Origin of the sequence: Streptomyces sp. NPDC091282 (assembly GCF_044757385.1) — a bacterium.
GTDB classification, from domain to species: Bacteria; Actinomycetota; Actinomycetes; order Streptomycetales; family Streptomycetaceae; genus Streptomyces; species Streptomyces gramineus.
Window position 1 is genome coordinate 585,418 of sequence record NZ_JBIVUX010000005.1, and the last position, 19,800, is coordinate 605,217.

Genomic DNA, 19,800 nt, shown 5'->3' on the forward strand with positions numbered 1-19,800 from the left:
GTGGACGCGCGGCCGTCAGCCGTGCGGGTCGGCGCACAGGTCGAGGATCTTCGTGAACGGTCGGCGCAGCAGCACGGCCACCGGCTCGGGGTCCTCCTCCTTGTACCGGGCCAGCGCGGCGCGGGCGGCGGCCGCGTCCCGGCCCGGGTCGCGTCCTTCGAGCAGGGCCCGCAGGGCGCCCGCGGTGGCCTCGGCGACCGGGACGAGACGGGTCCTGGCCCGGGACAGGACCGCCGTGGGCCCGTCGCGCGCGGTGAAGAAGTCCACCTCGGCGGCCAGGGCGAGGACATGGGGCGCGGCCTGGGCGGCGCGGCCGATCCGGTCGCCCAGTTCCGCGACCTCGGCCCGGTGGCGGCGGCGCAGCGGATTGAACCGCATGGCTTTCCGCGCCTCCCCGGCCCGCTCCCCGTACTCCCGCAGCCTGGCCGCCTCCGCCTGCGTGTACGCCCGGTTCGCGTACGCGGCGTCCGGTGAGCCGATCGCGCGGGTGCCGCGGACCAGGCCCGCCGCCAGGTCGTCCGCGTACCGGCGGGCCAGCGTCGCCGCCTCCCGGCGGGGGTTGCGCGGCCACAGCAGCGGAGCGAGGACGGCGGTGACCGCGCCGCCCAGCGCGTTCTCCCACAGCCGGGCGAAGCCGTAGGACTCCGGCGAGGGGTTGGCGAAGACCAGCAGCGAGGTGACCGCGACCTGCACGTTCAGCGTGGTGCCCGAGCTGATGACGGTCCCGCAGAGCAGGGCGAGACCGAGCACGACGGCGAGGACGCCGGTGGAGGGGCGGAAGAAGTGGACCACGGTCACGCCGAGGGCCACGCCGGCCATCACGCCGAGGATCCGCAGCAGCAGGGCCGTCATCGAGGAAGCGGAGTCGCCGCGCAGGCACAGCAGCGGGACGATGGCGGCGAACACCGGCGGCTGTTCGGCACCGGCCCACAGCGCGGTCTGCCAGCAGAACAGCGCGATCACCAGGATCCGGGCCGCCGTCGGCCCCTGTGCCGAGAGCCTGGAGCGCACCCGCGTCCACGGCGAAACGCCTGTCACCCGCCCACCTTAGGCACCGCGCCCCGCCGCGCTCCGGTGCCGGCGCCCCCGCGTGTCACCCGGCGGCGCCGCTGACCGGACACGGCTCAGTGCGTCGCCTCCGGCTGGAGGTCCTGGCGGGGTGTCAGCGGCGGCTCGGCCACGGCCTCGCGCTGGGTGCGCAGGTAGCCGTAGACGGCCGAGGCGAGCGCGAGCAGCAGGAGCGGTCCGGCCACCCACGGGTAGCGGGCCATCTCCAGCGGCAGCCAGCGGTAGGACACCAGGAGCGCGACGAAGACGGTCGTGCCGTAGCCGACGAACCGGAGTCCGGGCCGGTCCCAGCCGCGGTCGAACGAGCGCAGCGCCGCCTCGACGGTGAGCGTGAACACCGCGCCGGCGATGAGGTCCACGCCGTAGTGGTAGCCGAAGCCCAGCGTCGCGGTGAGCGTGGCGACCAGCCAGAACGCGCCGGCGAAGCGCAGCACGCGGGGGCCGCTGCGGGAGTGGATGAAGATCGCGACGGCCCAGGCGGTGTGCAGGCTGGGCATGCAGTTGCGCGGGGTGAACCCGTCGAACGGCATGCCGTGCGGGGTGTCGACGGCCGGCATCGTGTGCGGCCACAGGTCGGCCACCTCCCAGTGGCCCGGGTCGTGGCCGCCGCCGACCGGCGCCTCCGGCCACAGGCTGACCGAGGCCCAGTGCTCGACGCCGGTGCCGTAGGCGAAGACCGGCCCGACCACCGGGAAGATCAGGTAGACGGCCGGTCCGAGGAGGCCGATCACCAGGAACGTGCGCACCAGGTGGTGCCGGGGGAAGCGCCGTTCGACCGCGACGTGGCGCAGCTGGTACAGCGCGACGGCGACCGCGGCCACGGCGAGCTGGCCGTAGACGATGTCGAGGAGGTTGAAGCCGACCGGTCCGGTGGCCGTGACGAGCCGGCCCACCAGCCACGACGGATCGCCCAGCGCGTGGTCGGCGGTGGCCACGTACTGGTCGAGCACCGTCGGGCGGGTCTTGGAGGTGAGGAGCAGCCAGGTGTCGCCGGTCTTGCGGCCGGTCACCAGCAGCAGGCCGAGCCCCGCGCCCTTGAGCAGCAGGACCCGCTCGTCGCCGGTGCGCCGGGTGACCGCGAGGACCGCGGTGCCCAGGATCACCCACAGCGCGCCGTTGCCGAAGGGGTGGCCGTCGGTCACCTGGACGCCGAGCGCCCACCGCAGCGCGGCGACGGCGAGGTCGATGCCGATCGCGGCGGCCAGTGCGACGAACCGTTGCCGCCAGGTCAGCACCGTCATCATCAGCGCCATGCCGGCGTACAGCAGGAAGCCCGACTTGGGGGCGAAGACCGCCTCCCGCGCCTGGTTGGTGAGCGGGCCCGGCAGACCGTAGTGCCGTGCCGCGATCTCCATGGCGAGCAGGAAGCCGAGGGCCGTGACCCCGGCCGCGGCCCAGAGTCCCGCACCGGCCCGGTGCCGGCGGGTGAGCGGCATCCCGTCGCTCGTTCGCGAAGGACCCCGCGATGGTATGGATCTCAATTTCCGGCCGATTCGCTAGACGACGACACCTGCCCGATCCGGGAAGACGGAAGGAGCGCCTGCCGGGTTCCGGTCTCGTTCAGGAAAGACTCCCGGATTGTTCACCCTCGCGTGGCGGGGGACCAGAGGGGGTCCACAGGTTGTGCACAGACGCCCCGCCGGGGCCGCTCACCCGGTGGTGTGAACCTCGTCCCGTACGAGCAGGGCAGGCACCGGAGTTGGGCATTTTGCGGTGGTCTGTCCGGCCTAGACTCCGCGGTCATGTCGCTCTGGCTGCTCAATCACTTCAGCACCCTCACGCTGGCCGTCCTCACCGTCGGCGGGACCGTCGGCCTGGCCGTCGCGGGCAGTGTGCTGCTGCGCCGCAGGTACCCGTCGCTGGCCCGCGGGGAGCACAACGACATGGTCGGTGTGACGCTCGGCATGTTCGGCGCCATCTACGGCATCATCCTCGCGTTCGTGATCGTCACCCTGTGGACGCAGCTGGAGGACACCCAGACCATCGTCGCGTCCGAGGCCACCGACGCGGCGCTCATCACCCGCGACGCCGCCTCGTTCCCGGCCGCGGTGCGCACGCGTCTGGAGGCCACGATGAGCGGCTACGTGCACGCGGTCGTCGAGGACCAGTGGCCCCGGATGCGCGCGGGCCACCCCTCCTACGGGGCCACCGAGACCCACCTCCAGGACGCCTTCGGGGTGCTGCAGGCCTACGACCCGAAGGACGAGCGCGAGCAGGTCTTCTACGAGCAGGCCGTCGGCCACCTCGACGACGTGGCCTCCCAGCGCCGGGCCCGCATCACCATGGCCCGCCAGGAACTCCCGCCGCTGCTGCAGGTGCTGGCCGTCGGCGGTGCGCTGGTCCTGGTCCCGCTCACGTTCCTGTACGGCATGCGCAAGCTGCGGGTGCAGATCCTGTTCGTCGCCTCGGTCGCCGGGCTCGTCGGCTTCAGCCTGCTGCTGGTCTTCGTCCTGGACCGCCCCTTCGCCGGCGATCTCAGCGTCAGTCCTGCCCCGTACCGGGAAGGGGCCCTCGCCAGGTACTGGACCCCGTGAGGATCATGGTCGCAGAGTGGGGTCCGTGCCTCGGGCGGTCCCGCCCGCGGACCACGGAACGGATGAGGAGTTGCCGGTGACCAGCGACACACGTACCGGACCGCCCGCCTTCGGCGGCGAGCGCGAGACGCTGCGGGCCTTTCTCGACTACCACCGGGCCACCCTCGCCATGAAGTGCGAAGGGCTCACCGACGAGGAGCTGCGGCGGCGGTCGATGCCCCCGTCCACGCTCTGCCTGCTCGGTCTGGTGCGGCACATGGCGGAGGTGGAACGGGCCTGGTTCCGGCGGGTGTTCGAGGACCACGACGCACCCATGGTGTGGTCCGACGAGATCGACTTCCAGGCGGCATACGACGCGAGCGCGTCGACCCGCGAGGAGGCGTTCACCGCCTGGGAGGCCGAGGTGGCGGCCTCCCGCCGCATCGAGCGCGAGGCCGCCTCGCTGGACGTCGCCGGATACCAGCCGCGCTGGCAGGAGGAGGTGTCGCTGCGCATGGTGATGACCCACGTCCTCCTGGAGTACGGCCGCCACAACGGCCACGCCGACTTCCTCCGGGAGGGCATCGACGGGACCGTGGGGGCCTGAGTCCTGCCGCGCGGGTCAGGCGTCCGCGCCGATCCAGACGGTCTTGGCGTTCATGAACTCGCGCATCCCGAGGTCGGACAGCTCCCGGCCGTAGCCGCTGCGCTTGACGCCGCCGAAGGGGATCTCGGGGTAGCTGGTCGTGTTGCCGTTGATGAAGGCCATGCCGGACTGCACGTCGCGGACGAACAGCTCGCGTTCGGCCTCGTCCTCGCTCCACAGGTTCGAACCGAGGCCGTAGGGATGCCCGTTGGCCTCCCGCAGCGCCTCCTCCAGGGAGGCGACCGTCCACACCTGGGCCACCGGGCCGAAGACCTCCTCGTGGTACATCCGCATCTCCGGGGTGATGTCGGTCAGCACCGTGGGCGGGTAGTACCAGCCGGGCCCCTCCGGGATCCGGCCGCCCAGCAGCACCGTCGCCCCCTTGCTCACGGCGTCGTCGACGTAGGCCGCCACGTCCTGGCGCCCCGACTCGGTGGCCAGCGGACCGACGTCGGTGCCCGCGTCCATCGGGTCGCCCACCGTCAGCGCGCCCATCTTCGCGACGAACATCTCCAGGAACGCCTCGCCGATGTCCTGGTGGACGAAGAACCGCTTGCCGTTGATGCAGGACTGCCCGTTGTTGAGGCACCGCGCCTTCACCGCGACGTCGGTGGCCCGGTCCAGGTCGGTGGAGGGCATGACGATGAACGGGTCGGAACCGCCGAGTTCGAGGACCACCTTCTTGATCTCGTCACCGGCGATCGAGGCCACCGACCGGCCCGCCGGCTCGCTGCCGGTCAGCGTCGCGGCGGCCACCCGCGGGTCGCGCAGCACCTGTTCCACCCGCCCGGAGGAGATCAGCAGGGTCTGGAAGACGTCGTCGGGGAAGCCCGCGTCCCGGAAGAGCTCCTCCAGGTACAGGGCGCACTGCGGCACGTTCGAGGCGTGCTTGAGCAGGCCCACGTTCCCGGCCGTCAGCGCGGGCGCCGCGAACCGCATGGCCTGCCACAGGGGCAGGTTCCACGGCATCACGGCGAGCACCACACCGATCGGCTGGTACGTCACGAACGTCTGCTTCGCCTGCACGCGTTCGGCGTCACCGTCCAGGTCGCGCAGGAAACCGGGGCCCTCGGCGGCGTAGAAGTGCAGCCCGTGCACGCACTTGGCCACCTCCTGCTCCGCCGCGCGGAAGGTCTTGCCCATCTCCTCGGTGATCATCCGGCTGACGCTCTCGACCTCCTTCTCCAGGCGTTCGGCCGCGTGCTGCAGCCAGCGCGCCCGCTCCTCGACGCTCGTCAGCCGGTACGTGGCGGCCGCGGCCGCCGCCCGCGCGAGCCGGTCCTCCAGCTCCTCGGAGGTCAGTTCGTCGAAGGTCCTGAGCACCTGGCCCGTCACCGGGCTGGTCGTTGCGATGGCCATGGTTCACTCACCTGTCCGCGGCGGCCAGCACCTCGACGAGTTCCTGGGCCAGCGGGCCCGAGGACGCCGGGTTCTGGCCGGTGTAGAGGTTGCGGTCCGCGACCGTGTACGGCTCCCACGCCGGGCCCCGCGAGTACTCGGTCGGCAGCTTCTTCAGCTCGTCCTCCAGCAGCCACTTGGCCTTGTCGGCGAAACCGACGCCGGCCTCCTCCTCGTTGCAGAATCCCGTCAGCCGGTAGTTCGCGAACGGCGTGTCGCCGTTCTCGTCGCGGGTGGCCAGGATCGCGGCCGGGGCATGGCAGACGATGCCGAGCGGATTGCCGGACGCGAGCGCCCTGCGCAGCAGTTCGCCGGATTCCGGATCGACCGCGAGATCCTCCATCGGGCCGTGTCCGCCGGGGTAGTAGACCGCGTCGTAGTCCTCCAGGCGCACGTCCCGCAGCGGGACGGGGTGGCGCAGTTCGTCCGCGGACTCGATGACGGCCTCCTCCTGGAGGGAGTTCTCCTCGCCGCCCGCCATGCGCGGCTCCAGGCTCATCGTGTCCACAACGGGGACGACACCGTGCGGAGTTGCCACGGTGACCTCGTGTCCGGCGGCGGTGAACACGCTGTAGGGCGCGACGAACTCCTCGGCCCAGTAGCCGGTCGGGTGCCGGTGTCCGTCCTTGAGGGTCCAGTAACTCGCGCCGGTCAGCACGCACAGGATCTTGGCCATGGGAAACTCCGGAGGTGCGCGGACGAATTGAGCAGATGAATTCAATTCTGAGCGGGCCGCCCGACGGCAGCAACTCGTGACGGATTCCCCCGCGTTTTCCCGCCGCCTGATAACGGCCTGTCCGCGGTCCGTTGCTATCCGCGCAGGTCCGCTGAGCGTGCAGGTCCGCCGCGCGCCGGTTCCGGTTTGACCGCCGTCGATACGGGACTACGCTGATCTAATCCCGAAACCCGACCTCCCGGTCCTCCCTTTTCGCTTTGTACGCCGAGGAATTCGTACGCCGAGGAAGTGGACGCACATGACCGCCTCTGGGATCTTGAAATCAGGCAAGGGCAGACTGGCCCTCGGGGTGTCGGTGCTCGCCGCCCTGACCGTGGTGCCCGCGCACGCGGCGGACGGCGCCGCCGCGGCGCCGGGCGGGCAGAAGCCGACGGTGGTGCTGGTGCACGGGGCGTTCGCCGACGGGTCCAGCTGGAACGCGGTGGTCCAGCGCCTCCAGCGGGACGGCTACCGGGTCATCGCTCCGCCCAACACGCTGCGTGGCATACCGCAGGACTCCACGTATCTGAACAGCCTGTTGAAGACGATCAAGGGTCCGGTCGTGCTGGTCGGGCACTCCTACGGCGGCGAGGTGATCTCGCAGGCGGCCGACGGCCTCGACAACGTCAAGGCGCTCGTCTACATCAACGCGATCATGCCGGACAAGGGCGAGTCGTTCTCCAGCCTCTCCGCCAAGTTCCCGGCGGTCCCGCTCACCAAGGCGTTCCAGCCGGTGCCGTTCCGTAACGGCGACGGCACCACCGGCACGGACGTGTACATCCAGCCCGCCAAGCTGCGCGCGACCTTCGCCCAGGACCTCTCGCAGCAGCAGGCGTCCGTCCTCGCGTCGACGCAACGCCCGATCGCCCAGTCCGCGTTCACCGACAAGGTCACCGCGGCGGCCTGGCGCACCAAGCCGGTCTACGTGCTCGTCGGCAACCAGGACCGGGCGATCAACCCGAGCCTGGAGAGGTACGAGGCCAAGCGCGCCCACGCGCGCAAGACCGTGCAGATCGACTCCTCGCACGTGTCCCTGATCTCGCACCCCCAGGAGGTCACCGCACTCATCGTGAGCGCCGCCCGGGACTCCGGTCAGCAGCAGCACTAGCACCCGCGGGCGGCAGGGCGGGCACGGCGGTCCGGTCCCGCCCCGTACCGCCACCCGGATGACAGGGCCGCCCACGGCGATCGCGGAAGCGAAGTGCCCGCACTTCACGGGACCTTCACCGGTTCCCGTCCCCGGGGCGACGAAACCCGCACATTCGGCGGCCTCGCACACACCGTCCCGATCATGCCGCTCTGACCAGCAACGACGCTCGTCCTGCCCCGGATTGCCGCTGCGTCGCGCGGCGCGCCGCCCAACGGCCGCGGCGCCCGCGCGGCTTGACGCGCCCGGCCGCTCCGCGTTTGCTTCCTTCACATCATCGGTTGCGCATGATGCTCCCCCCACTCGGAAGGCGCCTGATGTGAGCGCTCCTGTCCTCCACGGCACCCCCGTGACCCGTGCCGCCCTGGCCGTGGCCGCCGCCGTGTCCGCCCTCGCGCTCAGCGCGTGCGGGGTCGTCGACACCATCGGCGGAAGCGGTGACTCCGAGCCCTCGGCGAAGGGCGACGACATCACGGTGGGTCTGCTCCTGCCCGACAAGGACACGGCCCGGTTCGAGACGTTCGACCACCCCATCTTCACGAAGGAGGTCGCCTCCCTGACCCACGGCAAGGGCAAGGTCCTCTACGCCAACGCCGAGGCGAGCCCGGCCACCCAGAGCCGGCAGTTCCGGCGGATGGTGGACCGGAAGGTCGACATCGTCCTGGTGGACGCCGTCGACGCCAAGGCCATCGAGCCTGAGGTCCGCAGGGCGAAGGACGCCGGCATCCCCGTCATCGCCTACGACCGGCTGGCCCGGGGCCCGGTCGACGCCTACGTCTCCCACGACAACGAACTCGTCGGCGAGGTCCAGGGCCGCGCCATCATGACGGCGCTCGGCAGCAAGGCGGAGACCAGCGAGATTGTGATGATGAACGGCGACCCGGCGGACCCGAACACGGCGCGGTTCAAGGAGGGCGCCCTCGACGAGTTCCGCAACAAGGTCCGCATCGCCAAGGCGTACGACACCGACAAGTGGTCGCCGGTGGCCGCCGAGACGAACATGAAGAAGGCGATCCAGGCCGTCGGCCTCAAGAACATCGCCGCCGTCTACTCGGCCAACGACGGCATGGCGGGCGCCGTCATCGACGCGATGAAGAAGGCCGGGGCCACCCGGATCCCGCCGGTCACCGGTCAGGACGCCAACCTGGACGCGGTGCAGCGGGTCGTCTCGGGCGAGCAGTACATGACCGTCTACAAGTCCTTCCTGGACGAGGCCACCCAGGCCGCCCAGATGGCCGTGTACAAGGTCCAGGGCAAGGACATCCAGTACGACGCGCTCACCCACGACACGGTCGCGGGACCGGACGGCCGGAAGATCCCGGCGACCCTCGTGCCGGTGGTCTCCCTCACCAGGGACAACATCAAGGACACGGTGGTCGCGGACGGCGTCTACTCCGTCTCCCAGATCTGCACCCCGGCGTACGCGGCGGACTGCGCGGCGATCGGCCTGCACTGACCTCCGGACCGGCCTCCGTTCCGTCGCCCGTCGCCCGCTACGCGGCGACGACGGCGACCCCGGTCCTGCCGCCGTCCACGTCCACCACGGTGCCGTGCACGAAGGACGCCTCGTCGCCGGCCAGCCAGACCACGGCACGGGCGATGGCGTCCGGCGTGCCGACCCGGCCGGCCGGGGTGCCCTTCATCATGACCTCGCCCGGGTGGGGTTCCGTGCCGGGCGGGCTCGGGGGCAGGACCACGCCCGGCGAGACGGCGTTGACCCGCACGCCCCGCGGGCCGAACTCGGCCGCCCAGGCCCGGGTCAGGGTCTCCATGGCCCCCTTGGTGGAGCTGTACAGCGCGCCGACGGGCACGGCGAGCCGGGCGATCCACGAGCCGAGGTTGATGATCGCCCCGCCGCCTGCCGCCGCCATCTCCGGGGCGATCGCGGCGGTCAGGAAGAAGGGCGCCTTCACGTTCACCGCGTAGACGTGGTCGAACGTCTTCTCGTCGGTGGCGGCGGTGCCCGGCGCCGGATAGACGCCGGCGTTGTTCACCAGGATGTCGATCCGCCCGCCCAGGGTCTGCCGGGCGCGGGCGGCCAGGTCCCGGGAGGCCTCGGGGCTGCCGTCCAGGTCGGCCGCCAGGAAGTCGGCCCGGCCGCCCGCGGCGCGGATCCCCGCCACGACCTGTGCGCCCCGTTCCGCGTTGCGTCCGGACACGACGACGTGTGCCCCCTCGGCGGCGAACGCCTCCGCGATCGCCTGTCCGATGTTGCTGGTCGACCCCGTGACCAGGGCCGTCTTGTTCCGCAGCCGTTCACTCATGATGCCGTCTCCCTCGTTCCGTTCTCCTGTGCCGAGCGGCGTGCGGTCCACTGTGCGTCGCGTAAAATGGACCGGCAAGTCCAGAAGTTCGGCACGGCCGAGGGACCCACAGGAGGCGTCGGATGGCGCAAGCGCTGACCGCGAAGGGGCGGGCCACCCGGGCCCGGATCGTGGAGGGTGCCGCCGAGGTGCTGCGTGCGCACGGCGTCGCCGGCACCACGCTCGACGACATCCGCGGCCGTACCGGCACCAGCAAGAGCCAGCTCTTCCACTACTTCCCCGACGGCAAGGACGCCCTGCTGCTCGCGGTGGCCCGCTACGAGGCGGACCGCGTCCTGGAGGACCAGCAGCCGCACCTGGGCCGGCTGGACTCCTGGGAGTCCTGGGGGCGTTGGCGGGACGTGGTGGTGGAGCGCTACGAACTCCAGGGCGACCGGTGTCCGCTGGGCGCGCTGTTCCTCCAGGTCGGGCGGTCCTCGCCCGGGGCGCGCGCGATCGTCACGGAGCTGATGCGGCAGTGGCAGGAGCAACTCGCCCGCGGCATCCGCGCGCTGCAGGCGAACGGGCTGGTGTCAGCGGACCTCGACGTCGGCCGTACGTCCGCCGCGCTGCTGGCGGGCATCCAGGGCGGGGTCTCCCTGATGATGTCCACCGGTGACTCGGCCCACCTCAGGGCGGCCCTGGACACCGGTATCGAGCACCTGCGGCTCAGCGGGCCGGGGCGGGCGCGGACTTCTTGCGGGCCCGGTACGCAGCTGCCTTGATCTTGTTGCCGCAGGACTCCATCCCGCACCACTGCCGGCGCATCCCGCGGGAGCGGTCGATGTAGGTGCGGGTGCACTCCGGGTTCTCGCACTCCTTGAGCAGCGGCACGTCCGCCCCGCTCAGCAGCTCGACGGCGTGCCGCGCCACCAGGGAGAGGGCCTCCTCCGGGCTCGCCTGCGTCCAGCGGCCGGAGGGGGTGAGCTGCGGCACGGCCGGCGGCTTGCGCGCCGCGTTGTTGACCACGGTCAGGGCCGCCCCGTCGTACTCCTCGCCCAGCCGGCGTGCGGTCACCAGCCGGTAGACGGCCTCGCGCACGGCCCGCGCCTGCTCGACGTCGGCCTCCTCGCCGGGCGAGACCGCGTCGACGAGGCCCGACTCCACGTACCAGGCGTTGAGCCGGTCCGGCGTCACGAACATCTCGAAGCGCGCCGAACGGCGTGCCCGGAGCGTGGCGGCGAAGTCGAGGGCCGGGTTTCCGCAGACGAAGACGTGGTCGAGGTTCACATCACCATTCTGACGGGTGACTGAGCCGCCGACAAGGCCGGGCTCACAGGCCCAGGTCGGCGGCCAGGCAGGAGAACGACGCCCAGGATCCCTCGGGGTCGTAGGCGAACCGGGCCGGGTCGGCCGGGACGGCCGGGTGTTCCTCGACCATGTCCTCGTGGCGGACGCGTGCGGGCAGCGCTCCGAACCGGGCCCGCCGCAGTGCCGCCGCCGCGCTGTCCGTGACGCCCTCTGCGCTCTGGCTCCCCATCACTGGACTCCCTTCGTCCGGCACCGTGCCTGGTGTGACGTTCGCACGGATCGGCGTCACCAGTCAAGAGGGTGACGATCGAGAGAGGGGGAGGGTGTGTCTGGTATTTTCCCCTCTTCGGTTCACTGTCTTGACTGGTGACGAGAATGGCTGCGCTCTCTGATCACCGCTTCAGCGGGTGATGCCGCGCATCTCGAGTGGCTGTTCGTGGCGGGCCGGGCAGCGTGTTTCGCGGGTGCGGCGGGCCGGGCGGCCGTCCCGCGCTCGGACTCGGGGGCGTCGGCGACGCGAGGGCCGCCCGGTAATTCCGGTCCCGCGGTGTGCGGCGGCGCACCGGGGTGATTGTCTGGCCCCGGCAACCCGTCCCGACCCGGCCCCGCCGGCAGGAGGATCCCGCAGACATGAGCAGTGCCTACGCCTACGAGTACAAGGTCGTCACCTTCCGGGAGTCGCTGATCGGCGACGCCCTGGACAGCGACAAGCTGGAGAAGGTCCTCAACAAGCACGCCGAGGACGGCTGGGGCCTCAAGGCCATCACCGCCGCCGACGTCAAGGGCCGGATAGGTCCCGGCGCCGTCGAGGGCCTGCTGCTCACCTTCGAGCGCCCGCGCGGCTGACCCGGCCGGAACACGGAACGCCCCCCGGCCCGCAGTGGGCCGGGGGGCGTTCCTCGTGCGCGGGGGCTACTGCACCGGCTCCGGCTCCGGCGCGCTCTCCTCCTCCGCGGTGCCCGCCGGGTCGACCGGGGTCTTCACGGAGTCGAGGAGCAGCTGGGCCACGTCGACCACCGTGATGGACTCCTTGGCCTTGCCGTCGTTCTTCTTGCCGTTGACCGAGTCGGTCAGCATCACCAGGCAGAACGGGCAGGCCGTGGAGACGATGTCCGGGTTGACGGAGAGGGCCTCGTCGACGCGCTCGTTGTTGATGCGCTTGCCGATCCGCTCCTCCATCCACATCCGGGCACCGCCGGCGCCGCAGCAGAAGCCGCGCTCCTTGTGGCGGTGCATCTCCTCGTTGCGCAGGCCCGGGACGCTCGCGATGATCTCGCGCGGCGGCGTGTAGATCTTGTTGTGGCGGCCCAGGTAGCAGGGGTCGTGGTAGGTGATGATGCCCTCGACCGGGGTGACCGGGACCAGCTTGCCCTCGTCCACCAGGTGCTGGAGCAGCTGGGTGTGGTGGATGACCTCGTAGTCGCCGCCGAGCTGCGGGTACTCGTTGCCGATGGTGTTGAGGCAGTGCGGGCAGGTGGCGACGATCTTCTTGGCCGACTTCGGCTTGCGGGACTCGGCGGTCACCTTGCCGTCGTCGTCCAGCTCCTCGCCGAACGCCATGTTCAGCGCCATGACGTTCTCCATGCCGAGCTCCTGGAACAGGGGCTCGTTGCCGAGGCGGCGGGCGGAGTCGCCGGTGCACTTCTCGTCGCCGCCCATGATCGCGAACTTGACGCCCGCGATGTGCAGCAGCTCGGCGAAGGCCTTGGTGGTCTTCTTGGCGCGGTCCTCCAGGGAGCCGGCGCAGCCCACCCAGTACAGGTACTCGACCTCGGTGAGGTCCTCGATGTCCTGGCCGACGACCGGGACCTCGAAGTCGACCTCCTTGAGCCACTCCAGGCGCTGCTTCTTCGCCAGGCCCCAGGGGTTGCCCTTCTTCTCCAGGTTCTTGAGCATCGTGCCCGCCTCGGACGGGAACGCGGACTCGATCATCACCTGGTAGCGGCGCATGTCGACGATGTGGTCGACGTGCTCGATGTCCACCGGGCACTGCTCGACGCAGGCGCCGCAGGTGGTGCAGGACCACAGGACGTCCGGGTCGATGACGCCGTTCTCCTCGGCGGTGCCGATGAGGGGGCGCTCGGCCTCGGCGAGGGCGGCGGCGGGGACCTGGGCCAGCTGCTCCTCGGACGCCTTCTCCTCGCCCTCCATGGTCTTGCCGCCGCCGGCGAGCAGGTAGGGCGCCTTGGCGTGCGCGTGGTCGCGCAGCGACATGATCAGCAGCTTCGGGGAGAGCGGCTTGCCGGTGTTCCAGGCCGGGCACTGCGACTGGCAGCGGCCGCACTCGGTGCAGGTGGAGAAGTCCAGCAGGCCCTTCCAGGAGAACTGCTCGACCTGGGAGACGCCGAAGACGTCGTCGTCACCGGGGTCGGTGAAGTCGATGGGCTCGCCGCCCGACGTCATCGGCAGCAGGCCGCCCAGGGAGGTCTCGCCGGTGGCGTTCCGCTTGAACCAGATGTTCGGGAACGCCAGGAAGCGGTGCCAGGCCACACCCATGTCGGTCTTGAGGGCGACCACGATCATCCAGATGAAGGAGGTCGCGATCTTCAGCCCGGCGAAGAAGTAGGTGAGGTTCTGGAGCGTGGAGAGGTCCATGCCCCGGAACCAGGAGACCACCGGGTAGGAGATGAAGAACGACGCCTCGTAGGAGTCCACGTGGTGCTGCGCGCCCTCCAGGGCGTGCAGCGTGAAGATGCAGACGCCGACGATCAGGATGACCGTCTCGACGAAGTACGCCTGGCCGAAGTTCGAGCCGGCGAAGCGGGACTTGCGGCCCGGCCGGTTCGGCTTGCTCAGCTGGCGGATGACGATCAGCACCAGGATGCCGAGGACGGTCATGGTGCCGATGAACTCGACGAAGACGTTGTACGGCGCCCACTCGCCGATGACCGGCAGGATCCAGTCGGCCTTGAACAGCTGGCCGACGGCGTTGACGATCGTCAGCAGCAGCGAGAAGAAGCCGACCGCGACGAACCAGTGCGCCACGCCGACGATGCCCCAGCGGTTCATCCGGGTGTGGCCGAGGAACTCCCTCACCACCGTCACGGTCCGCTGGACGGGCTCGTCGGTACGGGTGCCGGCGGGCACGTTCTGACCGAGCCGCATGAAGTTGTAGATCTGCACGACGGCGCGGGCGAACAACGCCACGCCGACCACGATCAGAACCAGCGACACGATGATCGCGGCGAGTTGCATGGGGGCTCCTCGGGCCTGCGAGGGGTCTCTTCGGGTCTCTTCGCTAGAGAGGGTTCCCGAAATTACTAAGCGGTAACTTATGCAGTCGGTCTGAGACTACCCGCATCTTTACTCGCACTGTAGTCAGGTGCGAGGTGATCTGAATCGCTGAGGTGTGCCTGACCTGCCGTTGCCTTGCGGCGGCAAAGTGATCGTGTTATTCGTGTTACTCGTACTGAATTGTTACATTTGGGTCTAATTTAGACCTGTGCTCTACGGGATCGCCGCCGCCACCACCGCCCTGCTGCTCGCCGCCGTCCTCGCCGCGCTGATCCGGCCGCTCGCGCTGCGGCTGGGGCTCGTCGACCGCCGGCGGACGCGGCCCGTCCCGCTGCTCGGCGGCCTCGCCGTCGTGGGCGCCACCTGTCTGGTCGCCGGCGCCGGCGACTGGAGCGGGGTCGCCCCGCTCGGCAGCGGCGTCGGGCAGCTGCTGGCCGCCGGGGGAGCGGTGGCGCTGCTCGGGCTGATCGCCGACGTGTGGCGGCTGAAGACCCGCTTCCTGCTCCTCGGTACGGCCGTGGCCGCCGCGTGCGTGGTGCCGTACGCGGAGTTCGGCGTGGCCGAGGGGGTGCTCGGGGTCGGGTGGATCGCCTTCGTCGCCGTCGCCTTCAAGGGGCTCGACCACGCGGACGGGCTGGCCGGGACCGTCGGAGTGGTCACCGCCTTCGGGGTGGGGGCCTGCGCCTCCGCGGAGGTCATGGACGGGCTGGCCGTCCTGCTGAGCGTGCTCGCCGCCGCGCTCACCGGGTTCCTCATGCACAACTGGCATCCCGCGCGGACCGCCCTCGGTGCCACCGGCTCGCTGTTCGCCGGATTCGTGCTGGCGGCGGCCGCGCTGATCACCCGGACCGGGTACGACCCCGTCGCCAGCACCGGCGTGCTGTTCGCGCTCACCGCCGTCGCGAGCGCCGACGTACTGCTCGTCGTGCTGTCACGGCTGCTCGCCGGGCGGCCGGTGCTGCGGCGCGGGCCCGACCATCTCGCCCACCGGCTGCGGCGGCTCGGCCTGACCCCGCCGGGCGCGACCGTCGTCCTCGGGTCCGCGTCCTTCGCGGGCGTACTCGTCGGCGTGCTCGTGCATGGCGGCTGGGTCGGGCGGACAGGCGCCACCTGCGTCGCCTGCGTCACCGTCAGCGTGGTGCTGCTCCTCCTTCGGGTGCCGGTCTACGGACCCCGGCGCCTGGAATCGACGCAGGTCAGCGGCCACTTGCGTGTAAGGAACGGATAAGAGTTGAGTCGCCACGGCTCATGTCTGTTGACCCGCGGCGAGGCTTGATGCACACTTGAGTCCGTTCCACTCAAGTCAGCTGGAGGAAATCACCATGGCACGTGCGGTCGGCATCGACCTGGGCACGACTAACTCTGTCGTCAGCGTTCTTGAAGGCGGCGAGCCCACCGTCATCACCAACGCCGAGGGTGCCCGGACCACGCCGTCCGTCGTCGCCTTCGCCAAGAACGGCGAGGTTCTGGTCGGCGAGGTCGCCAAGCGCCAGGCGGTCACCAACGTGGACCGCACCATCCGGTCCGTGAAGCGTCACATGGGCACCGACTGGAAGATCCAGCTGGACGGGAAGGACTTCAACCCCCAGCAGATCTCCGCCTTCATCCTGCAGAAGCTGAAGCGGGACGCGGAGGCCTACCTGGGCGAGAAGGTGACCGACGCGGTCATCACCGTCCCGGCCTACTTCAACGACTCCGAGCGCCAGGCGACGAAGGAGGCCGGCGAGATCGCGGGCCTGAACGTCCTGCGCATCGTGAACGAGCCCACGGCGGCCGCGCTCGCCTACGGCCTCGACAAGGACGACCAGACGATCCTCGTCTTCGACCTCGGCGGCGGCACCTTCGACGTGTCCCTCCTGGAGATCGGTGACGGCGTCGTCGAGGTGAAGGCCACCAACGGCGACAACCACCTCGGCGGCGACGACTGGGACCAGCGCGTCGTCGACTACCTGGTCAAGCAGTTCGCGGCCGGCCACGGCGTGGACCTCGGCAAGGACAAGATGGCCCTCCAGCGCCTGCGCGAGGCCGCCGAGAAGGCCAAGATCGAGCTGTCCTCGTCCACCGAGACCTCGATCAACCTCCCCTACATCACGGCGTCCGCCGAGGGCCCGCTGCACCTGGACGAGAAGCTCACGCGCGCCCAGTTCCAGCAGCTGACCGCGGACCTGCTGGAGCGCTGCAAGACGCCGTTCCACAACGTGATCAAGGACGCCGGCATCCAGCTCGGCGAGATCGACCACGTCGTCCTCGTCGGCGGCTCCACCCGTATGCCCGCCGTGGCCGAGCTCGTCAAGGAGCTGACCGGCGGCAAGGACGCCAACAAGGGCGTCAACCCGGACGAGGTCGTCGCCATCGGCGCCGCCCTGCAGGCCGGTGTCCTCAAGGGTGAGGTCAAGGACGTCCTGCTCCTCGACGTGACCCCGCTGTCCCTCGGCATCGAGACCAAGGGCGGCATCATGACCAAGCTCATCGAGCGGAACACGACGATCCCGACCAAGCGGTCCGAGATCTTCACCACCGCCGAGGACAACCAGCCCTCCGTGCAGATCCAGGTCTACCAGGGCGAGCGCGAGATCGCGGCGTACAACAAGAAGCTCGGCATGTTCGAGCTGACCGGTCTGCCGCCGGCCCCGCGCGGTGTCCCGCAGATCGAGGTCGCCTTCGACATCGACGCCAACGGCATCATGCACGTGACCGCGAAGGACCTGGGCACGGGCAAGGAGCAGAAGATGACCGTCACCGGCGGCTCCTCGCTGCCGAAGGACGAGGTCGACCGCATGCGCCAGGAGGCCGAGCAGTACGCGGAGGAGGACCACCGCCGCCGCGAGGCCGCCGAGACCCGCAACCAGGGCGAGCAGCTCGTCTACCAGACCGAGAAGTTCCTCAAGGACAACGAGGACAAGGTCCCGGGCGAGATCAAGACCGAGGTCGAGGGTGCGATCGCCGAGCTGAAGGAGACGCTCAAGGGCGAGGACACCGCGGAGATCCGCACCGCCACCGAGAAGGTCGCGGCCGTCTCCCAGAAGCTGGGCCAGGCCATGTACGCCGACGCCCAGGCCTCGGGTGCCGCCGCCGGCGGCGCGCCCGCCGGTGACGCCGCGGACACGGACGACGTGGTGGACGCCGAGATCGTCGACGACGAGCGCAAGGACGGTGCCGCGTGACGGAGGAGACCCCGGGCTTCGAGGAGAAGCCCGACGTCCCCTCCGGCGCCACCTCCGACGACGCCGAGCCGAAGGCCGCCCCCGCACAGGGGGCGGCCCCGGCCGGGGACGCAAACGCAAGCGAGCTGGCCGGTCTGACGGCGCAGCTGGACCAGGTCCGCACCGCCCTCGGCGAGCGCACCGGGGACCTCCAGCGCCTGCAGGCCGAGTACCAGAACTACCGCCGCCGGGTGGAGCGCGACCGGATCACGGTCCGGGAGATCGCCATCGCGAACCTCCTGACCGAACTCCTGCCGACGCTCGACGACATCGGCCGCGCGCGGGAACACGGCGAACTGGTCGGCGGTTTCAAGTCGGTGGCCGAGTCGCTGGAGACGGTCGCGGCGAAGATGGGCCTGCAGCAGTTCGGCAAGGAGGGCGAGCCCTTCGACCCGACGATCCACGAGGCGCTGATGCACAGCTACGCGCCGGACGTCACCGAGACGACGTGCGTGGCGATCCTGCAGCCCGGGTATCGCATCGGCGAGCGCACCATCCGCCCCGCGCGGGTGGCGGTCGCCGAACCGCAGCCGGGGGCGACCGCGGCCAAGGCCGAGGGGGCCGACGAGGCCCCGGCGGCCGGCGACGAGAAGGACAACGGCCCTGAGGAGGGCTGACGTCATAGGTACCGAGCGGAAGGAGGGGCGTCGGGGATGAGCACCAAGGACTTCATCGAGAAGGACTACTACAAGGTCCTCGGCGTCCCCAAGGACGCCACCGAGGCCGAGATCAAGAAGGCGTACCGGAAGCTCGCCCGCGAGTTCCACCCGGACGCCAACAAGGGCAACGCCAAGGCCGAGGAGCGCTTCAAGGAGATCTCCGAGGCGAACGACGTGCTCGGTGACACCAAGAAGCGCAAGGAGTACGACGAGGCACGCGCCCTCTTCGGCAACGGCGGCTTCCGCCCGGGGCCGGGCGCGGGCGGCGGCAACTTCAACTTCGACCTGGGCGACCTCTTCGGAGGCGGCGCCCAGGCCGGAGGCGGCGGCTTCGGCGGTGGCGGCGGCGGCTTCAGCGACGTCCTGGGGGGCCTGTTCAACCGGGGCGGCGGCGCGGGCGCACGGACCCAGCCCCGGCGCGGCCAGGACATCGAGTCCGAGGTCACGCTCAGCTTCACGGAGGCCATCGAGGGCGCCACGGTCCCGCTGCGGATGTCCTCGCAGGCACCCTGCAAGGCCTGTTCGGGCACCGGCGACGTGAACGGCACACCCCGTGTGTGCCCGACCTGCGTCGGCACCGGCCAGGTGGCGCGGGGATCCGGCGGCGGCTTCTCGCTCACCGATCCCTGCCCCGACTGCAAGGGCCGCGGCCTCATCGCGGAGAACCCCTGCCCGGACTGCAAGGGCAGCGGCCGCGCCAAGTCGTCCCGGACCATGCAGGTCCGCATCCCCGCCGGGGTGACGGACGGCCAGCGCATCCGCCTGCGCGGCAAGGGCGCACCCGGCGAACGCGGTGGCCCGGCCGGTGACCTGTACGTCATGGTCCACGTCGACACCCACCCAGTGTTCGGCCGCAAGGAGGACAACCTCACGGTGACCGTGCCGGTGACCTTCACCGAGGCGGCGCTCGGCGGCGAGGTCAGGGTCCCGACCCTGGGCGGACCGCCGGTCACCCTGAAGCTGCCTCCGGGCACGCCCAACGGCCGCACCATGCGCGCCCGCGGCAAGGGCGCGGTCCGCAAGGACGGCACCCGCGGCGACCTTCTGGTCACCGTCGAGGTGAGTGTCCCGAAGGACCTGTCGGGGAATGCTCGTGACGCGCTGGAGGCGTATCGCGAGGCGACCGCGGGTGAGGACCCGCGGGCCGAGCTGTTCGAGGCCGCGAAGGGAGCATGACAGAGATGGACGGCCGTCGACGCAATCCGTATGAACTGACCGAGGAGACCCCGGTCTACGTCATCTCGGTGGCGGCCCAGCTCTCCGGACTGCACCCGCAGACGCTGCGCCAGTACGACCGCCTGGGCCTGGTCTCCCCGGACCGCACGGCCGGGCGGGGCCGCCGCTACTCGGCCCGCGACATCGAACTGCTCCGTCAGGTGCAGGCGTTGTCGCAGGACGAGGGCATCAACCTGGCCGGCATCAAGCGCATCATCGAACTGGAGAACCAGGTCGCCGCGCTCCAGGCCCGCATGGCCGAGATGGAAGCGGCCCTGGACGGCGCCGCGGCCGCGATGCGCCAGCGCGAAGCGGCGGTGCACGCCTCGTACCGCCGTGACCTGGTCCCGTACCAGGAGGTCCAGCAGACCAGCGCGCTGGTGGTGTGGCGGCCGAAGAAGGCCAAGGACTAGCGGCAGGACCGTCGGTACGCGTGCGAAGGGGCCCG

19 protein-coding genes are annotated in these 19,800 nt (G+C 70.8%); 11 read left to right on the forward strand and 8 right to left on the reverse strand.

All coding sequences use genetic code 11. The annotated features are described in order from the left end of the window. Positions 1-15 precede the first annotated feature (15 nt). A complete protein-coding gene (locus ACIQOE_RS26040) occupies positions 16-1,038 on the reverse strand; it encodes an FUSC family protein (RefSeq protein WP_401414020.1) in 1,023 nt (340 codons plus the stop codon). Positions 1,039-1,124: 86 nt separating this feature from the next. After that, positions 1,125-2,504, reverse strand: a complete 1,380-nt coding sequence (locus ACIQOE_RS26045; protein WP_401414022.1) for a phosphatase PAP2 family protein — start codon at positions 2,502-2,504, stop codon at positions 1,125-1,127. A 306-nt stretch (positions 2,505-2,810) separates the two neighbouring features. Between ACIQOE_RS26045 and ACIQOE_RS26050 the strand changes: the two genes are divergently transcribed. After that, positions 2,811-3,602 (forward strand): DUF4239 domain-containing protein, encoded by a 792-nt coding sequence (locus ACIQOE_RS26050; RefSeq protein WP_351317177.1) that lies wholly within the window; start codon positions 2,811-2,813, stop codon positions 3,600-3,602. Between the two features lie 76 nt (positions 3,603-3,678). Then, entirely contained in the window at positions 3,679-4,188 is a 510-nt protein-coding gene (locus tag ACIQOE_RS26055; RefSeq protein WP_362640179.1) for a DinB family protein, read from the forward strand. Positions 4,189-4,203: 15 nt separating this feature from the next. Here ACIQOE_RS26055 and ACIQOE_RS26060 read toward each other — a convergent pair whose 3' ends face one another. Beyond that, positions 4,204-5,586: an NADP-dependent succinic semialdehyde dehydrogenase gene (locus ACIQOE_RS26060; RefSeq protein WP_401414024.1), complete on the reverse strand. Its 1,383-nt coding sequence runs from the start codon at positions 5,584-5,586 to the stop codon at positions 4,204-4,206. Between the two features lie 7 nt (positions 5,587-5,593). Further along, positions 5,594-6,301, reverse strand: a complete 708-nt coding sequence (locus tag ACIQOE_RS26065) for a type 1 glutamine amidotransferase domain-containing protein (RefSeq protein WP_351317186.1) — start codon at positions 6,299-6,301, stop codon at positions 5,594-5,596. Between the two features lie 298 nt (positions 6,302-6,599). Between ACIQOE_RS26065 and ACIQOE_RS26070 the strand changes: the two genes are divergently transcribed. Together ACIQOE_RS26070 and ACIQOE_RS26075 are read left to right on the forward strand one after the other, a co-directional pair. Further along, positions 6,600-7,448 (forward strand): alpha/beta fold hydrolase, encoded by an 849-nt coding sequence (locus ACIQOE_RS26070; RefSeq protein ID WP_401414027.1) that lies wholly within the window; start codon positions 6,600-6,602, stop codon positions 7,446-7,448. 358 nt (positions 7,449-7,806) lie between these two features. Beyond that, on the forward strand, positions 7,807-8,943 hold the full coding sequence (locus ACIQOE_RS26075) for a substrate-binding domain-containing protein (protein ID WP_362640184.1): 1,137 nt from the start codon (positions 7,807-7,809) through the stop codon (positions 8,941-8,943). 37 nt (positions 8,944-8,980) lie between these two features. On the opposite strand, the gene ACIQOE_RS26080 is transcribed toward ACIQOE_RS26075, so the two are convergent. After that, complete coding sequence (locus tag ACIQOE_RS26080) at positions 8,981-9,751, reverse strand: SDR family oxidoreductase (RefSeq protein ID WP_351317195.1); 771 nt, start codon at positions 9,749-9,751, stop codon at positions 8,981-8,983. A 122-nt stretch (positions 9,752-9,873) separates the two neighbouring features. On the opposite strand from ACIQOE_RS26080, the gene ACIQOE_RS26085 reads away from it, so the two are divergent. Continuing rightward, positions 9,874-10,515: a TetR/AcrR family transcriptional regulator gene (locus ACIQOE_RS26085; protein ID WP_365569011.1), complete on the forward strand. Its 642-nt coding sequence runs from the start codon at positions 9,874-9,876 to the stop codon at positions 10,513-10,515. Here the strand turns inward: ACIQOE_RS26085 and ACIQOE_RS26090 are convergent. Both ACIQOE_RS26090 and ACIQOE_RS26095 read right to left on the reverse strand, forming a co-directional pair. After that, complete coding sequence (locus ACIQOE_RS26090) at positions 10,460-11,020, reverse strand: CGNR zinc finger domain-containing protein (protein ID WP_351317200.1); 561 nt, start codon at positions 11,018-11,020, stop codon at positions 10,460-10,462. The genes ACIQOE_RS26085 and ACIQOE_RS26090 overlap by 56 nt on opposite strands. Before the next feature lie 43 nt (positions 11,021-11,063). Next, positions 11,064-11,270 carry a hypothetical protein gene (locus ACIQOE_RS26095; protein ID WP_351317203.1) on the reverse strand — a complete coding sequence of 69 codons (207 nt, stop codon included), beginning with the start codon at positions 11,268-11,270 and terminating at the stop codon, positions 11,064-11,066. Positions 11,271-11,671: 401 nt separating this feature from the next. Between ACIQOE_RS26095 and ACIQOE_RS26100 the strand changes: the two genes are divergently transcribed. Then, positions 11,672-11,887 carry a DUF4177 domain-containing protein gene (locus ACIQOE_RS26100; protein ID WP_351317206.1) on the forward strand — a complete coding sequence of 72 codons (216 nt, stop codon included), beginning with the start codon at positions 11,672-11,674 and terminating at the stop codon, positions 11,885-11,887. Between the two features lie 66 nt (positions 11,888-11,953). Here ACIQOE_RS26100 and ACIQOE_RS26105 read toward each other — a convergent pair whose 3' ends face one another. Beyond that, positions 11,954-14,236: a (Fe-S)-binding protein gene (locus ACIQOE_RS26105; protein ID WP_401414031.1), complete on the reverse strand. Its 2,283-nt coding sequence runs from the start codon at positions 14,234-14,236 to the stop codon at positions 11,954-11,956. Positions 14,237-14,483: 247 nt separating this feature from the next. Here ACIQOE_RS26105 and ACIQOE_RS26110 point away from each other — a divergent pair, with 247 nt between their 5' ends. The 5 genes from ACIQOE_RS26110 to ACIQOE_RS26130 all read left to right on the forward strand — a co-directional run bounded on the left by ACIQOE_RS26110 (position 14,484) and on the right by ACIQOE_RS26130 (position 19,765). Continuing rightward, a complete protein-coding gene (locus ACIQOE_RS26110) occupies positions 14,484-15,503 on the forward strand; it encodes an MraY family glycosyltransferase (RefSeq protein WP_351317212.1) in 1,020 nt (339 codons plus the stop codon). A 94-nt stretch (positions 15,504-15,597) separates the two neighbouring features. Beyond that, a complete protein-coding gene (gene dnaK, locus ACIQOE_RS26115) occupies positions 15,598-17,439 on the forward strand; it encodes a molecular chaperone DnaK (RefSeq protein ID WP_351317215.1) in 1,842 nt (613 codons plus the stop codon). Further along, positions 17,436-18,095: a nucleotide exchange factor GrpE gene (gene grpE, locus ACIQOE_RS26120; RefSeq protein WP_351317218.1), complete on the forward strand. Its 660-nt coding sequence runs from the start codon at positions 17,436-17,438 to the stop codon at positions 18,093-18,095. Before dnaK ends, grpE begins: the two co-directional genes overlap by 4 nt. A 36-nt stretch (positions 18,096-18,131) precedes the next feature. Next, positions 18,132-19,313, forward strand: coding sequence for a molecular chaperone DnaJ (dnaJ, locus tag ACIQOE_RS26125; RefSeq protein ID WP_351317221.1), 1,182 nt, complete (start codon positions 18,132-18,134; stop codon positions 19,311-19,313). 5 nt (positions 19,314-19,318) lie between these two features. Further along, entirely contained in the window at positions 19,319-19,765 is a 447-nt protein-coding gene (locus tag ACIQOE_RS26130) for a heat shock protein transcriptional repressor HspR (protein ID WP_351317861.1), read from the forward strand. Positions 19,766-19,800 lie beyond the last annotated feature (35 nt).

What these genes read in the sequence shown, in the direction of transcription:
- ACIQOE_RS26045 (WP_401414022.1), bottom strand. Translation starts at nt 2,504, where the DNA reads ATGCCGCTCACCCGCCGGCACCGGGCCGGTGCGGGACTCTGGGCCGCG.
- ACIQOE_RS26050 (WP_351317177.1), top strand. Translation starts at nt 2,811, where the DNA reads ATGTCGCTCTGGCTGCTCAATCACTTCAGCACCCTCACGCTGGCCGTC.
- ACIQOE_RS26060 (WP_401414024.1), bottom strand. Translation starts at nt 5,586, where the DNA reads ATGGCCATCGCAACGACCAGCCCGGTGACGGGCCAGGTGCTCAGGACC.
- ACIQOE_RS26065 (WP_351317186.1), bottom strand. Translation starts at nt 6,301, where the DNA reads ATGGCCAAGATCCTGTGCGTGCTGACCGGCGCGAGTTACTGGACCCTC.
- ACIQOE_RS26070 (WP_401414027.1), top strand. Translation starts at nt 6,600, where the DNA reads ATGACCGCCTCTGGGATCTTGAAATCAGGCAAGGGCAGACTGGCCCTC.
- ACIQOE_RS26080 (WP_351317195.1), bottom strand. Translation starts at nt 9,751, where the DNA reads ATGAGTGAACGGCTGCGGAACAAGACGGCCCTGGTCACGGGGTCGACC.
- ACIQOE_RS26085 (WP_365569011.1), top strand. Translation starts at nt 9,874, where the DNA reads ATGGCGCAAGCGCTGACCGCGAAGGGGCGGGCCACCCGGGCCCGGATC.
- ACIQOE_RS26095 (WP_351317203.1), bottom strand. Translation starts at nt 11,270, where the DNA reads ATGGGGAGCCAGAGCGCAGAGGGCGTCACGGACAGCGCGGCGGCGGCA.
- ACIQOE_RS26100 (WP_351317206.1), top strand. Translation starts at nt 11,672, where the DNA reads ATGAGCAGTGCCTACGCCTACGAGTACAAGGTCGTCACCTTCCGGGAG.
- ACIQOE_RS26105 (WP_401414031.1), bottom strand. Translation starts at nt 14,236, where the DNA reads ATGCAACTCGCCGCGATCATCGTGTCGCTGGTTCTGATCGTGGTCGGC.
- dnaK (WP_351317215.1), top strand. Translation starts at nt 15,598, where the DNA reads ATGGCACGTGCGGTCGGCATCGACCTGGGCACGACTAACTCTGTCGTC.
- dnaJ (WP_351317221.1), top strand. Translation starts at nt 18,132, where the DNA reads ATGAGCACCAAGGACTTCATCGAGAAGGACTACTACAAGGTCCTCGGC.
- ACIQOE_RS26130 (WP_351317861.1), top strand. Translation starts at nt 19,319, where the DNA reads ATGGACGGCCGTCGACGCAATCCGTATGAACTGACCGAGGAGACCCCG.